Genomic DNA, 15,315 nt, shown 5'->3' with positions numbered 1-15,315 from the left:
AGACCAACCGACCCGGCAGGAGGAGAAGCCACCCGTGCACAACCGCCGAGATCAGGCCCAGGCCCATGCCTTCGTGGTGGGCCGGATGGTGTCCGCATTGCTGCGGGCCGACCCCGACGCGCCGATGTCACCGCTGCGCCGGTTCCTGGTCGGATCGGTCTGTGGCCTGCTGCTCGGCGGGTTGATGCTGGTCGGCTTCGGGGTCTACGGGTTCTTCGCCCCCGGCGGCAGCAAGGCTTGGCGGAAACCGGGCGTGCTGGTGGTGGAGAAGGAGACCGGAACCCGGTACGTCGTCGTGGACGGTGTCCTGCGCCCGGTGCTCAACCACACCTCCGCCCGGCTGATCCTCAACGGCGCGCCGAAGGTGGTGACCGTGTCGCGCAACTCGCTGCGTGACGTCCGGCGCGGGCTGCCCGTCGGCATCCTCGCCGCACCCGACTACCTGCCCGACACCAAGCGCCTGACCGCCAGCCAATGGCGGGTCTGCTCGACCACCCGCCCGGACTCCGTCGGTGTCAACCGCCCGCACGTCACGCTGGACGTGGGCCCGACCGCCGACGTGCCCGTCGTCGCGGCGTCGGAGGAGGCGCTGGTCGTCCGGACCCCGGTGAACCAGACCTTCCTGATCTGGAACAACCAGCGGCTACGGGTGCCGAACACGGCGATGCTCAGCGCGCTGGGTTATTCGGCGGCGACCGTACGCCAGGTCGGCTGGTCGTGGATCAACGCAGTGCCGGTTGGCCCGGACCTGGTGGCCGAGGGGGTCTCCGACCGGGGCAGCGCCGGCCCGAAGATCGACGGTCAGGCCTCCGTCGTCGGGCAACTGTTCAAGGTGCCCAGCGTCGGGGCCGGTGAAGCCGACCAGTTCTTCGTCATGCGTACCGACGGGTTGTCGCCGCTGACCGCCGTGGGTGCCGCACTGATGCTGGCTGACCAGGCGACCCGGACCGCGTATCCCGGTGGTCGGGTGACCATGTTGGAGCTGAGCCCGGCGACGTTGGCGCAGGCCCGGATGTCCGCCTTCTCCTCGGTCAACCAGGGGCTGCCGGCGCAGCCGCCGCGCCTGCTCCAGGTCGACCCGGACAAGGCGCCGTGCCTGCGAATCTCCATGAAGTCCGACGGGCCCGAGGTGCACCTCGGGCTGGCGGTGTCCCCGAAGCCGTCGGGCGCTCCGTTGGGCAGTGGAGCAGACCAGGTCTCGATCACGGCCGGGACCGGTCTGTTGGTGCGGGACCTGCCCGGGCCCGGGGTCGCCGGGGGCACCCGCTACCTGCTGGTCGACAACGGCGTGCGCTATCCGATCCCGACCGACGACGCGGCGGCGGCGCTCGGTTACCGCGGGGTGGCCGCGATGCCGGTGCCGGCACCGATCCTGGAACTGCTGCCGGTGGGAAGCCCGCTCGACCCGGCGGCGGCCCGGGCCACCGTGCCGCTGGTGGAGCCGGGCGCATCGATGCTGCCGGGCACGCCGAGGTCGGGCAGCACCGGGACAGGTACGGCGGGGGGAGGCGGTGGAGAACCCGCTGAATAGCGTCAAACGCCGCGTGAAGTCCGCGGCCCATCCCAGTCACATTCACCCATTGTGTCGACAAGAGAGAGGCGGTTGCGATGAACACGTCAAATGACAGCGAAGCTATGAAGGAAGCCGGCGCATTAGCCGTGGCTACCTACCAGGAGATCGTCGGCTACATGCGTGACCTGGATACGCACACGTCCGCCCTTCACTGGAAAGGTCAGGCCGCCACGCTCTTCCGACAGACGATGGATGCGTGGAGTAACGAATTCAACGGTGTCCTCAAGGAACTGGACTCGATCGCCGACCGGCTGGTCGGTGGCGCCGGCAACGTCGAGCAGGCTGAGGACTACGCGAGTGGGCAGGCGTTCTTCAATTAGTCAGTAATGGAAGCTGAGGAATAAACCGTGACTGCTTATGAATACGATAAAGAAGACCTCCTGAACGTCATCGAGTACATCCGGGCGACGCACAACAAGATCGACACCGCGCTGGACGATTTCGAGACGGCCGCCGAAACCAAGCTCGCGAGCTGGGATGGTGACGCCAAGATGCTCTACCTGCAATGCAAGGCGAATTGGGAACGGCACATCAACGAGATGGCGGCCATCCTGACCACCAAGGCTGCTCCGGGCCTGCGGAACGTCCTGGACAACTACAACCTGACCGAGCGGGTCAACTCGGCCCGCTGGCAGGAGGGTGCCTGATCAGGTAGCTGGGCCGGCCGTCGGGCCGGCCCAGCCATCCATCTGGGGTAGGAGGACGGGATGGCAGAGGAAAAGGTAACGGCCAGCCCGAGAGACATCAGGTTGCTCGGGATCAAATTTATCGACTGGTCCGAGACGCTCGACGGGCTCGCCCTGGAGGCGGAGGCGGCGATGATCCGACCGGGTTCGGTGGAGCCGGGTGCCGAGGCCTTGAAGAAACGGTACGGCACCCGAGTGAACACCGACCTGGTCAAGCTGCTGGTCGACCTTTCTAAGGTGTTCTACGACACCGGTCAGGAATTGCTAAAACTGGCCGATGTATACGAACAGACAGACGAGATCAACAAGAATGACCTCGACCGTCTAATGGGCATGATCAAATCTATTTCCAAGACCTATCCGGAATACAGTCCACTACCGGTCGACGATATTCCGAAACTGTGACCACCCGCTGGCGTCGTCATGGAAGGGGAAACCATGCGGAGCACGAAGGTCGGCAGCCGTCACACCGTGGAGCATGTGCTCCATGGCGGCGATCCAGCTACCCTGCAAGCCGCCGGTGAGGTGCTGCTGCGCTTGGGCGCGGCGCTGGGCGAGGTCGCGAATCTCCTCAGGGGGAAGGCCCAGCCCGCCCTGCCGGCCTTCGTTCGGGCCGGCTCGTCGGCGGTCCGGCTCTCGATGGTGATCGTCGGCCTGGCCGATGCGGCGGAGCGGCTGGCAGCACCCTTACGTGGGCAGGGCAGGGCGTTGGCCCAGGCTGCCGATGCCCTCTCGACCACCCAGCATGACCTTGCCGAGTTCCAACGGGATGTGAGCGCGTACGAGGTGCAGATGCGGGCCATCGGAGTGGCCTGTGACCGTGTCTCCATCGATCGTGAGGCCGACAAGATCTTGCAGGGGTTGGTCACCGCGTACCAGGGGGCGGTCGTCGAGTTGGAGCGGCCACTGGTCGACACCACGCTGGGGCGAACCCGGTTGACGACGTCCTGGGTCGTTCCGCCGCCGAGTCGCCAACGCGTTTCACGATCGATACTGCCGGTCGGTCTACCGACGGAATGGGTGGTACCGGCTGCCGAGATCAGGGGAGGGGCGTGGCGTGGGCGAGTGGACGGATAAGGCGTGGGAGCTCCGGAATTCGAAAGGGAAGGTGATCGAGGAGCACACCAAGCTTCATCGGGAGTGGCTCTACCAGGAGGGACCGGGCGAAGGGGCCACGGCGTCCGGCCCGGAGGCGGCCGAAGATGCTGCCGACCGGTTGGAGAAGGTCCTGGACGGACTTACCAGTATGCGGGGCGAGCTGCGTCGGGCGGACCTCGATCGAAGTGGCTATTGGACCGGTCCGGCCGCGAACGTGTTCGGCGACACCGTAGAAGTCTTTCTGAAGCTCATGGACGAGATCGGAAAGAGGGTCGGCGAGTACGCGTACGCCACCCGCAACCTGGTGGCGATACCGCACGGCACGGCCCAGAAGAACTTCGATACCCACCTGCACGGGTACATCCATCCGGAGTGGAGTCGGATCAACAAGGACGGTAAGGGGACCGACGAGCACTCCAGCCTCTGGAGGGCGATGGACCATCCGGCCTACTGGCGCGACAAGAACAGTACGAACAGTGCTTCCGAGGAGCGGAGGTTCTGGGCTGCCCGCGAGAAGTACATCGCAGCGGTGGACACCGTCATCGACAACATGAAGTCGATTCGCAAGACGATTGTCAGGACCCTGTCGGATGCGTATCTGGCTGCTGCGCCGGAATATCGGTTCCTGCCGTCCGGTCCGGATTTCTCGTCAGTCAAGGTCAAGTCTGACGCCACCGATGAGGGCGGCGACGAGAAGGACGACAAGTCGGATCTGGACCTGGGTGGTGGCGACGATGGCCTGGGCGGCTTGGACGACAAGTTGAACAACCTGCTCGACGGCGGTGGTTCGGGTGGTGGGCTGGATGGTCTGGGGTCGGGCGGTGGCTTGGATCTGGGTTCGAGCGGTTCGGGTGGTGGGTTGGATGGTCTGGGGTCGGGCGGTGGGCTGGATCTCGGTGCGGGTGGTGGGCTGGGGGGTTTGAGGGACGGCTCGTTGGTCACCGGGCCGGATGGCACGCGTGGTCTTGATCTGACGGGTAACGGTGTTCCGGATCTGAGCACTGCCGGTGTCCGGCTGCCCGGAAGCGATCTGCCCGTTGGTAGCCGCGTGGTGCGGCGCCCGGACGGCTCGATGGGTGTCGATCTCGATGGCGATGGTGTCGCTGACGTCGGGATGGATGGCCGGGCGTTGCGTGACGGTAGTGCGCCGGAGGGCAGCCAGTTGGTCACCGGTCCGGACGGCACCACCGGTTATGACATCACCGGTAACGACGTGCCGGATCTTTCCCTGGATCTGCAGCCCTTACCTGGTGGTGACCTGCCCGAGGGCAGCCAGTTGGTCGCCGGTGGGATCGACCTCGACGGCGACGGCATCGCCGACATGAGTCTGGACGGCCGGGCACTGCCTGGATCGGGTCCTGCGGCAGGGGGTCAGGTGGCTACCGGTCCTGATGGGCGGACCGGGTTCGACATGAACGGTGATGGTGTGCCGGACATCGGGTTTGACGGCCGGCCGATGAACCCGGACTCGTCCGGGTCGCCGGATTCGCCGGGGTCACCCGATCCCAGTGGTTGGGTGCCGACCGATCAGGTTCGGCGGGTGTCCGGTGGTGAGGGGTCGACGACGTCCGCCGACTCCTCGATGGCTCTTCCTGGCCAGGGCGGTCTCGGTTATCCGCCGCCGATTCCACCGGCGGTGGGTGCCGGTGCCGGTGGAGCCAACAACAACGAGCGTGAGCGGCAGACGTGGCTGCAGGAGGACGAGGAGGTGTGGACCGACGATCTGATGCCGGTCACCGCACTTGGTCGTCCCGTGTTCGACGACGAAGAGGAGGACGTGGTCGACGAGTGGGCAGCTCCGGTGAGGCGCCCGCGTGGGGTACCTCGGCCACAACGGCCGTCCCAGGGTGGCTGGCAGTCGGGCGCATCCCGGCGCTAGCCGGAAGAAGCAGGTTCGTATGGGAACCAGAGGAGATCGCGGTGTGGATGAGAGCTGAGCCTGACTCCTTGAACGAATCTCTCGGCAGCCCGAAGCAAGCCTGAAAGACATTGCGAACCGGAAATCGATTATCGGGTCGAAAAAAAGATGGAGCCTTCTATGATGAGCAGAGGAGATCGCGGTGGCAGTAGCCGTTAAGCCCGAAGATATCGAGACTCTTGCTGGAAAGCTTGAAAAGCTTTGCGTGGACTTGATCGATCCGTTCTTTACGTCCCTTCCCAGCAGTAGCATCTCTCCCGGGAACTTTCCGGACGGCACAGCTCTGAGCCTGCACTACGACCTGCGTAAGGGAGAGGTGGAGGAAGAGTTGGCTGACCTGCGGAAGTTGCTGACCCAGACTGTCAGTGCGTTGAAGAATGTTGCGGCAGAGTATCGGCGCTCGGGTGACGACGCCAGTGCCGTGATGACCGAGTTGGACGAGTTGGTCGCGCAGGTGAAGGAGTATCTGCCCGGCCTCAAGCTGTAAATCGTGCGGTAGTTCCTGTCGCTGTCTAACTTGCTTTGTCTGGGGGAGGGGAGTCTGGTGCCGGAGAATTATGAGTCCTGGAAATTGGATGAGATCAAGGCAGCGTTAGCTGCGGGTAAGCCGAGTTCGCTACAAGATGCCTCGGCGATCTTCGGGAATGTGTACAAGAACCTCGGCACTCTCCGCTCGAGTATCAAGACAGAGGTGGAGAAGGTCGTCGGGGCAACCTGGACCGGGTCTGCCGCTACCGCATTCGACGGATTCATGACCAAGGTTTCGTCGGCGATCAAGGAGCTTGAGGATTCGATCGGTCTTCCTGTTTTTGACAGCTACGAGACCGAGCTCAAGTTGGGCGGTGAAGCACTCACGGAGGCGCAGCGGCAGGTCAACTTCCTGCATGAGTGGCTGAACACCAAGATTCTCGACGAACTACCCGACCCGCCTCCTGCCGGCGTGGATGTGGCGGCAATCAAGGCTTCGTACGATGCTGCGGCACGGCAGGTCCTCGTAGATCTGGCAAATGAATATCGCCGGATAGAGGGGAAGCTGGATGCCCTTCCGGAGACCTGGACCCAGGAACCCAAGAGCGGTGGCGGCGGCAGCACCGGCGAAGACGGTGACGGTGAGGAGGACGAGACGGAAACAGAGGGCGGCGGCGGTTCTGGTCCTGAGGGCGAGGGCGAAGGGGAAGGCGGCGGTGGGGGTGGCGGTTCTGGTCCTGAGGGTGAGGGCGAAGGCGAAGGCGAAGGCGAGGGCGAAGGGGAAGGCGGCGGTAGCGGCGAAGGCTCCGGCTCGGGCCTCGACGGTGGTGGTGGCCCTGGTTCGGAGGGCGAAGGCGAGGGCGAGGGCTCAGGTGGTGGCTCCGGTGAGGGCGAAGGTGGTGGTGCCGGCGGTGGTCTACCAGGCGGTCGACTCACCGACACCAACCGCGCTCTGCCCAACGCACCCAAGGCCAAGGACAAGAAGGGCGTAACTGGCATCGACGTGGACGGCGACGGCGTGCCCGACCTCGGCCTCGACGGCAAGCCGCTGCCTGACGCGAAGCTCGTCGAACTCGACGGAGTCAAGGGCGTGGACGTCGACGCCGACGGACGCCCGGACATCGGCGTCGACGGCGAGATCCTGAAGGACGCACCCGTGGTGCGGGGGCCCGACGGCACGATCGGTATCGACGTCGACGGCGATGGTCGACCGGACGTCGGGATCAGCGGCCAGATCCTGCCGGACGCCCCGATCGTCACCAAGGACGGGATCCGTGGCATCGACGTGGACGGCGACGGTCTCCCCGACCTCGGCATGGACCGTAAGCCACTGCACGACGCCACATTGATCACGGTGGACGGGGTCACCGGGGTCGACGTCAACGGTGACGGCAAACCCGACATCGGGGTCAACGGTGAGATTCTCGACAATGCACCGCTGGTGACCACCCCGAACGGTATGACCGGGGTCGACGTCAACGACGACGGTAAGCCGGACATCGCCGTACTCGGCGGCCTGTCGGTGACCCCACCGCGGGGTGCAGCGGCGATCACGCCACCTGATTTGCCGATCCTCACGCAGACGCCGTCGAGCCTCACCACGGCCACGAGCCTGACGTCCGCCAACCTCGGCGGCAACACGGTGACGTACGCGCCCGACTACGACGACCCGCCAACGGTGCTGACCGGCCTGGGAGCCGCGGTGGCAAGCCGAGGACGATCCGCGGTCGCCGACGACGGGCCGTACGGGGGACACCCGATGGGCCTCGGTGGCCAACCGATGTCGTACGGTGCCGGCGTCGGCGCACCTGCCGAGGCCGGCAAGGCACGGCGCTGGGAGTCGGTCGCTGCCTATGACGACACCTGGCACGATGATCGCGGCGCGAACTCGGTGCTGGGTCGCCCGTCCTATGACGACGAGTGGGAGGACTGAGCGTCATGGCGTCCGGATTTGAGTCAGTCATCAACGAGATGATGGCCGAGCTGGCACAGCAGCGGGAGAGCATGACCCGCCTGCAACAGAGCATCGCCTCGGTCACCGGCTCGGCCACCGCGCCGAAGCGACAGTTGTCCGTCGAGGTCGATTCGCAGGGCGCGATCACCGAGCTGAAGTTCCTCAACCAGGCCTACCGGTCGATGTCCGGAGCGGAGCTGGCGAGCCTCATCGTGGAGACCATCCGCGAGGCCCAGCGTGACGCACGTACCCGGGTGGCTGAGCAGGTCGGCAGCGTCGGCATGGCCGGAGCGGAGATCGACGACGTGCTCAACGGGGAAATCGACTGGGGGACGGCGTTCACCGACGCGATGTCCGTACCAAAGTCGTTCCTGGACCTGCTCCAACGCCCACCGACCGACCTGCTCGACGGTGTCGACATCGAGGCTGTCGCCCGCGACCTGGGAGAGGGCGACGCGGCCACCGGCGGAAACCAGCAACCCGGAGCCAACAAGTGACCTCGCGTCGCGTCTACACCGTCTCGGCCACGCACCCCGGCTGCCACCGCCGCATCTCCGACGCGCTGGCCATGGCGGAGAGCGGGGCCATCATCGACGTCCTGCCCGGTGAGTACGCCGAGACACTGCACCTGTCCGTACCGGTCACCATCACCGCCCGCGACGGACGGGGCAGTGTGCTCATCGCCCCGCCCGACGGACACGCGGTGTTCATGCAAACCGAGACGGCGACCCTGGCGGGCCTCACGTTGCGGCATCGCGACGACAAGCGGGCCACCGTCGACGTCGGAGTGGGCCGGTTGCGACTGGACAACTGCGACCTGCAGGCCGAGTCCCCAGCGGCGGTGTTCGTCCGGTCCGGTGCGTCGATCGTGATGGCGGACTGTGGCATCACCAACTCCGTCGGTGCCGGGATCGTGGCGACCGACGACGCCAGCGGATCCCTGGAACGCTGCCGGATCGAACGGGTCGGTAGCTCCGGCGTGGTGCTGCGCACCGGAGCCGACCTGGCCCTACGGGACTGCGTTATCAGCGAGGCGCAGGGCAACGGGATCTGTAGCACCGACGGCGCGAAGGGACTCGTACAGCAGTGCGAGATCTTCCGGATCGGTGGACCGGCGGTGGTGCTCGAGAAAGGTGCCACCACCCGGATCTCGGCGACCAAGGTCCGGGACACCTCGGACGTCGGCGTGTACGTCACCGGACTCGGCCGGGCGATGGTGGAGGACTGCGTGATCACCGAAACGGCGGGCGTCGGGCTGCTCATCGCCGACGGCGCGGATCCGCTCGTCGCCCGCGCCAGGCTGAGCCGTACCCGGGGGCATGCCATCCGCATCGTCGGCCGGTCCCGTGGCAACTTCGACCAGTGTGAGGTCAGTGACGCCTCGACGACCGGGGTGTGGATCGGTGGCCACAGCGACCCGACCTTCACCGGCCTGCGGCTGCGTGACTGCGCCGATGCCGCGTTACTGATCAGTGACTCCGCCGCCGGCACCTTCGACGACACCGAGATCCAGCGGTCCCGGCAGCATGGCGTACGCATCGCCACCGGAGCCAACCCCGTGCTGCGCAAACTCGTCGTGACCGGCTGCCAGGGCCACGGCGTCGTGGTCGCGGAGAACGGTCGCGGTCGGATCCAGGGCGCCGACATCACCGACACCCGGTTCGCCTCGGTCCGCAGCCTCGACGGCGGCAGCCCGGAGTTCACCGACTCCCGGTTCGGTACCAGCGACGACGTGGGTGTGCTCGTCGGTGGGCAGGGCCGCTGTGTGCTGCGCGGATGCGAGATCTACGAGGGACGTACCGGGGGCGTGGCGATCGAGGAGGGCGGCGAGGCGACGCTGACCGAGTCGACCGTGCGCGACTGCGGCGGCGACGGCATCCGGTTGGCGCCGGGGGCCCGTGGCGAGATAACCGGCTGTGAGGTCACCGGTAACGAGGGCGACGGCATCTGCATCGACAGCGACCAGCCGATCGTCGTACGGGACTGCACCCTGGCGGGAAACGACGGAGCGGGACTGCGCCAGAACACCCCCGGTCCCCGGCTCACCGTCGAGGACGTTACCAGCGAGGACAACGGCGAACCCGACTCGCACGGCACCCAGGCCACGGCCGGCGGCAAGCCCGGTGCAACCGGCCGGTCGAAGAAGCGGGCCGCCGCCCCGGTCGAGACGGCGTCCACCGAGGAACTGTTGGCCGAGTTGCAGAACTTCGTCGGGCTGGCCTCGGTCAAGCGTGAGGTGGCCACCCTGGTGAGCCTGCAGCAGCTGGCCCGCAAGCGGGCGGCGGTCGGCCTGCCCAGCCCGCCGATGAGCCGCCACCTCATCTTCGCCGGGCCGCCCGGCACCGGAAAGACCAGCATCGCCCGCCTGTACGGCAAGATTCTCGCCTCCCTCGGCACGCTGCCCAAGGGGCACGTGGTGGAGGTGGCCCGCCAGGACCTGGTGGCCCAGTACGTCGGTGCCACCGCCATCAAGACGACCGAGAAGTTCACCGAGGCACTCGGTGGGGTGCTGTTCCTGGACGAGGCGTACACGCTGGCTGCGGATGCCGGCGGATCGGGGGCGGACTTCGGTCGGGAGGCGATCGACACCCTGGTCAAACTGATGGAGGACCACCGCGACGACGTGGTGGTGATCGCGGCCGGCTACTCCCACGAGATGCGCCAGTTCCTCCAGACCAACCCCGGTCTGGCGTCGCGGTTCACCAGGACCGTCGAGTTCGACAGCTACACGCCCGAGGAACTGGTCACCATCGTGGAGCACTACTGCCGGACGCACCAGTACACGCTGGAGTACGGCACACGCGCCGCACTCGAACGCTACTTCGGCCGGATCCACCGGGACGAGACCTTCGGCAACGCCCGTACGGCCCGTAAGGTCTTCGAGGAGATGGTGGACCGACAGGCCCAGCGGTTGGCGACCGAAGGGGCCTCCTCACCGCAGGAGCTCAGTCGGCTCGTACCGGAGGACCTCGGCCCGGTCGCCGGACCGGGGGTCGGTACGGCGGCCGGCAGTACCCGCAACGAGTTGCCGGCCCTGCTGGAAAAGCTCAACGGCATGGTCGGCCTGGCGTCGGTCAAGCGTGAGGTAACCGATCTGATCAACCTGATCGGCACCGCGGAGCGCCGTCGCCAGGCCGGACTTCCGGTGCCCAGTCTCTCCCGCCACCTGATCTTCTCGGGACCGCCCGGGACCGGTAAGACCACGGTCGCCCGCCTGTTCGGCCAGGTGCTCACCGCACTCGGGGTGCTCTCGTCAGGGCAGCTCATCGAGGTGTCCCGAGGCGACCTGGTCGCCGAGTACATCGGACAGACCGCCCGGAAGACCAAGGATGCCTTCGACCGGGCCCGGGGCGGCGTGCTCTTCATCGACGAGGCCTACAGCCTCACCCGAGGGGGGAGCAGCAACGACTTCGGGGCGGAGGCGATCGACACCCTGGTGAAGCTGATGGAGGACCACCGCGACGAGGTGGTGGTCATCGCGGCCGGTTACAAGTCTGAAATGACCGGCTTCCTGGCCGCGAACCCGGGCCTTGCCTCCCGCTTCGCCCGTCCGTTGGAGTTCGAGAACTACACCCCGGACGAGCTGGTAGTGATCTTCAACCAGCACGCGGAGGCAGCCGGTTACACTTGCGCTCCCGCTACCCTGGCGGCCCTCGCCCGACACTTCCAGAGCGTCGAGCGCGGCCGTGACTTCGGTAACGGTCGGTACGCCCGTCAGGTGCTTGACCGCATGGTCACCAGGCAGGCGGGCCGCACCATGAGTATGTCCGCGCCAACCACACAGGAACTCACCTCACTGCTGCCCGAAGACCTGCAGTGATGACCTGGCCGGACCGGGAATCGGAGGGCCACCATGACAACGGTGCAGCATCAACGCACGGTTGAGGTGTCGCGCCTGCGCGTCGACGAGGTCGGGGACACGCTGCTGGTGTCGACCGGTGGGGTCCATCCGGCCACGGCAGCCGTGGCGCGCGCGCTGCCCGCCGAGAACGGACGCATCTGCGTGGTCATGTCCGACCCGGCGTTGGCGTACCATCCCGAACTCGGCTTCCGCCTGTGTCGGTGGGTACCGGCGCACTACGAGTCGGTACGCCTGATCGCGCCGTGCGCCGCGGTCGCCGACCAGACCGGCAAGATTCCCGCGCAGGTGTTGAGCGATCTGCTGGAAGCGGACGTCGTCGCGCCGGACGGGGAACTCGTCGCGACGCCCGGCGGTGCGCTCTACGTAGTGTCGGGGGAGGACGGTAGTGCTGGCGGCCATTGGCTGCGGTACCGTCCGGGGCGACCCCCGCTGATCGCTGGACGACGCTTTCCCGTCCCAGAATGGGAACGCTACCTGAACGATCTCCCCGATCCGGGTATCCCCGAACTCACCGTCGAGCAGATCCCGGCTGGTCTGTGGGTGCGCCGGACCCGCAGCCCGGCCGGACGGCCACAGCCGACCGACCTCGCCTTCGCCACCCCGGTCCAACCGGATGTCGTCACGCTGCTGGTGTCCCGGCCGGGCGATCCACCGCTGCGGGGTACGGACCTACGTCGTCTGATCGAAGCCATGCCCGCAACCCTGCTGGAAAGGCTCGTCGTCACGCCGTACGGCGACCACCCGGTGGCCGACGGGGAACTCGGCGCGGTGGCCTCCGTCGCAGCGAATCGCACCCTCCGGGTACGCACCGGACTGCCGCTCCAGATGGCCGGTCGGGGCCAGCAGGTGGTGGCCATCGACAGCGAGGGGAACCCCACCTGGATCCCGTTCGCCCGAGAGGTCGCGTGGCGACCACATGGCGGCGGCCGCATCCTGTCCTGGACCGCCCCCGCCGACCAGCTGCTGCCGGCCGGTGCCGCCCAACTGATGCTGAACGAGCGCTGGGTGGTCGAGATCGTCGAGGCTGGCCTCTGGATCCGCGAGGTGAACCGTACCGAGGGGGCGAGCGCGGTACGTCGGCTGCCACTCGAGGCGGAGCACTGCACGGTGGTGATCGGCGTCGGTGACGAGGACCAGGCGCAGCCATCCTGGCGTTCGGTCGACCGGCTACTGCGCCGCCTGCCAGCCGAGGTGTTCTCCCGACTGCGGCTGGCCGCGCCGGCCGATGCCGGCGAGTGGTTCGCCGATGCCATGGGCAAAGGCCTGCGGCGGGTGCTCAACGGGCTGATGCCACTGCTGTTGACCGCGGATGGCCGCCTGGTGGACCGCAACCCGGGCGCGCCCGCGACCTCGGTCGGGCGCTCGCCGTCGGAACCGACCGAGCACGAGCAGGTGCCCGCCGGGCAGTCCTCCGCCGGCACGCCGCGCCGGGGCAAGGCAGCGGTGGACGACGTGAGCACGTTGCTGCAGTACGTCGACCAGATCCGCCGTGCTACCGCCTGGGACGAGGAACCGGCACCGGGTACGCCCGCTGCGGCACCTGCCGCTGAGGCCGCGTCAACCGGGGAGGTCGTGGGCGAGCCCGGGGCGCCGGCCGTGACCTCGGTGCCGCTGGCACCGGCCGCCGTACCGCAGGCCCAGCCGGTGGTGTCACCGGCTCCGCCGGCCGTACCGGTTGGCGAGGGCCGTCAGCGCCCGCAGCAGGAACGTCAGCAGGAACGTCAGCAGGAACGTCAGTCGGCACCGGTCTCCGTGCCGGTGCCGGTCTCCCCACCCGTGGCAGTGCCGGTTCCGGTTGCCGTGGCGTTGCCGAGCGAGAACGCGGGCCCGGAGCCCCCAGCGCTTCCCGCCCGGCGCACCTCCGCAGCCCCCGCCGAGGGTGACTCGGTCGAGAAGCCCAACGAGGAGGCGTAGGCATGGCCAACGATCCTGCACCCCGACCGTCCCGCAATGGCTTTGCCGGTGGTGCGCTCCTTGTGTTGACCATGACGATCGTCCTGGTCGTCGTGCTGGTCGTGGTGATTGGAAGCGGATCGTCGACACCGCCGTCGACCGGGGCAGGTGCGACAGCCACCGCCGACCCGTTCCTGCCCGGCCCCGGGGACGATCTGCCGCTGTCGTCGATCCCGCCGGACTGGACAGCCCTGACACCCGGCGTCACCGATGTGACAGCAGAACCGGGAGTTCCGCCGGGTGACGTCGTACCGGCGGTTCCCGGCCGGTCGACGGAGCCTGGCCAGCCTGTGGTGCCTGGCCGACCGGTCACGGCGACACCGCGCCAGACCAGCACGCGACAGTACTCGTTCACGGCGGTGGCGGGTCCGGGCTGTGCCGAGACCGCGAAATCGGGTGCGTTCGCGGCTTTTACCGCAGGCTCGCGGGCAGTGACCATCTCGGGCGGCTGGAAGGGCACCGGTTGCAGCGACGGCGTCTTCTGGTCGGTGCCGATGTCCGGGGAGGCTGGCCGGGACGATGCCGGCACCTCCGTGACATGGTGGTTCAACACCGGTACGTCCGCTCAGGGCAGTTGTGGAGTCTGGCTGTACATCCCGAGAAGCGACCGGGAAGCGGACGTGGCAGGGAAGCCCACCTTCTACCAGGTGACCCGAGGTCGGGGCGACGCCACGGTGATCGACACTTTCACCATCGACCAGACCGCCACCCGGGGAACCTGGGTCAAGGCGGGGTCTTTTCCCCTCCAACGGGGGCAGATCGGCGTCAAGATGCTCAACCGGGGGGCCGGCACGGGCGGTACGCGGCATGCTGCGGCTCAGGTCCAGGTGGGTTGTACGACGTAGCTGACCAGCCACGTTGAACCGTGGCGGTTCGGCGTACGTAGCCACAGGTATGAGCTACGTGATCAATATCGACGTCGAGGCCCTGGAGAAGGTGGCTGCCCTGCTGCAAGATCCAGCCCGGACGCTCAGCAGCGCCGTACTGCGGTTCAACGCGAATTCCGCACGCCTCGGTAAGCCCTGGGGCGACGACGAAATCGGAAAACAGTGGTCGGCGGTCTACGAGCCGGGCCTGGCGAGCGTGCAGGATGGGTTCACCAAGACCGAGAAGGGGATCATCAAACTGTCGGACCAGTTCAGGAAAGCAGCCAAGCAATACAAGAAGACCGAAGAGGCCAACCTCACCTAGGTGACGTACGGCATCACCTGGGAGGCGCCCTGCGCCTTTCAGCGCTGCCCAGCGTTACACGGCTGTAACGGCCACCGTACGTCGATGTCGCTTGCCGGTGGTTGGCTCACGGTATGGCCATGATGTAGGAGCGGTATGGACATTGCCAACAGCGATTGAGCTAATCGGTAGCTGAGGTCTCGACGCGATTCGCCGTGCCCCACTCGCGTGGCGGATCACGGCTATCGGCGGTGTGCGTGACGTGTGTGGTCGACCGGACACGTCAGGCACACCGCTGTGTGTCTTGGCTTGCTGCCGAGCCCAGTTTTGGAATTCATAGGAAAGAGTCAGGAGCGCCCTCCCCGCCTGGCTCAGCAAAGGAAACTGTGGCGTGCTCACAGGTCTAACGGCACGTCAACATGACCAGGCTTGGACCAACTGACACGCCCTTCGGCGTGGCTTTGCATCACGAGCACTCATCCTAGCTGTCCGAGTCGATCAACTAGGCGGCGGGATCAGTGCCGTGTGACACATGGGGAGGTGTGTGGTGAGTATTCCGGGTCCTCCGAAGGAGTTGGAGTGGATCACGTTTGTGTTGGTGGGTGAGCGGTGGCCTCAGGGTGATGAGGACAA

13 protein-coding genes are annotated in these 15,315 nt (G+C 67.0%); all 13 read left to right on the top strand.

Features of this window, described 5'->3' with window-relative positions; all coding sequences use genetic code 11:
* The first annotated feature begins 34 nt into the window (after positions 1–34).
* The 13 genes from eccB to ACFQ4H_RS25970 all read left to right on the top strand — a co-directional run bounded on the left by eccB (position 35) and on the right by ACFQ4H_RS25970 (position 14,703).
* Entirely contained in the window at positions 35–1,531 is a 1,497-nt protein-coding gene (gene eccB / locus ACFQ4H_RS26030) for a type VII secretion protein EccB (RefSeq protein ID WP_377575366.1), read from the top strand.
* Positions 1,532–1,608: 77 nt separating this feature from the next.
* On the top strand, positions 1,609–1,893 hold the full coding sequence (locus ACFQ4H_RS26025) for a WXG100 family type VII secretion target (RefSeq protein ID WP_377575364.1): 285 nt from the start codon (positions 1,609–1,611) through the stop codon (positions 1,891–1,893).
* Positions 1,894–1,920: 27 nt separating this feature from the next.
* The gene (locus ACFQ4H_RS26020; RefSeq protein ID WP_377575362.1) at positions 1,921–2,220 is read left to right on the top strand and encodes a WXG100 family type VII secretion target; all 300 of its coding nucleotides are present in this window, start codon (positions 1,921–1,923) and stop codon (positions 2,218–2,220) included.
* Between the two features lie 60 nt (positions 2,221–2,280).
* On the top strand, positions 2,281–2,664 hold the full coding sequence (locus ACFQ4H_RS26015) for a hypothetical protein (protein WP_377575359.1): 384 nt from the start codon (positions 2,281–2,283) through the stop codon (positions 2,662–2,664).
* Between the two features lie 33 nt (positions 2,665–2,697).
* Positions 2,698–3,336 (top strand): hypothetical protein, encoded by a 639-nt coding sequence (locus ACFQ4H_RS26010; protein WP_377575357.1) that lies wholly within the window; start codon positions 2,698–2,700, stop codon positions 3,334–3,336.
* A 31-nt stretch (positions 3,337–3,367) separates the two neighbouring features.
* Entirely contained in the window at positions 3,368–5,236 is a 1,869-nt protein-coding gene (locus ACFQ4H_RS26005) for a hypothetical protein (protein WP_377575355.1), read from the top strand.
* 181 nt (positions 5,237–5,417) lie between these two features.
* Entirely contained in the window at positions 5,418–5,762 is a 345-nt protein-coding gene (locus ACFQ4H_RS26000; RefSeq protein WP_377575353.1) for a hypothetical protein, read from the top strand.
* Between the two features lie 57 nt (positions 5,763–5,819).
* Entirely contained in the window at positions 5,820–7,676 is a 1,857-nt protein-coding gene (locus tag ACFQ4H_RS25995) for a WXG100 family type VII secretion target (RefSeq protein ID WP_377575350.1), read from the top strand.
* A 5-nt stretch (positions 7,677–7,681) separates the two neighbouring features.
* Positions 7,682–8,194 carry a YbaB/EbfC family nucleoid-associated protein gene (locus tag ACFQ4H_RS25990; RefSeq protein ID WP_377575347.1) on the top strand — a complete coding sequence of 171 codons (513 nt, stop codon included), beginning with the start codon at positions 7,682–7,684 and terminating at the stop codon, positions 8,192–8,194.
* Positions 8,191–11,517 carry a right-handed parallel beta-helix repeat-containing protein gene (locus ACFQ4H_RS25985; RefSeq protein ID WP_377575345.1) on the top strand — a complete coding sequence of 1,109 codons (3,327 nt, stop codon included), beginning with the start codon at positions 8,191–8,193 and terminating at the stop codon, positions 11,515–11,517. The genes ACFQ4H_RS25990 and ACFQ4H_RS25985 overlap by 4 nt, the downstream gene beginning before the upstream one ends.
* A 42-nt stretch (positions 11,518–11,559) precedes the next feature.
* Positions 11,560–13,473, top strand: a complete 1,914-nt coding sequence (locus ACFQ4H_RS25980; protein WP_377575343.1) for a hypothetical protein — start codon at positions 11,560–11,562, stop codon at positions 13,471–13,473.
* A 2-nt stretch (positions 13,474–13,475) separates the two neighbouring features.
* The gene (locus ACFQ4H_RS25975; RefSeq protein WP_377575341.1) at positions 13,476–14,357 is read left to right on the top strand and encodes a hypothetical protein; all 882 of its coding nucleotides are present in this window, start codon (positions 13,476–13,478) and stop codon (positions 14,355–14,357) included.
* A gap of 49 nt (positions 14,358–14,406) precedes the next feature.
* Positions 14,407–14,703 (top strand): hypothetical protein, encoded by a 297-nt coding sequence (locus tag ACFQ4H_RS25970; RefSeq protein WP_377575339.1) that lies wholly within the window; start codon positions 14,407–14,409, stop codon positions 14,701–14,703.
* The last annotated feature ends 612 nt before the right edge of the window (positions 14,704–15,315 follow it).

Source organism: Micromonospora sonneratiae, assembly GCF_042679305.1.
GTDB classification, from domain to species: Bacteria; Actinomycetota; Actinomycetes; order Mycobacteriales; family Micromonosporaceae; genus Micromonospora_H; species Micromonospora_H sonneratiae.
The sequence above is the reverse complement of the archived record's forward strand: the minus strand, read 5'-3'. Positions and strand labels throughout refer to the sequence as shown.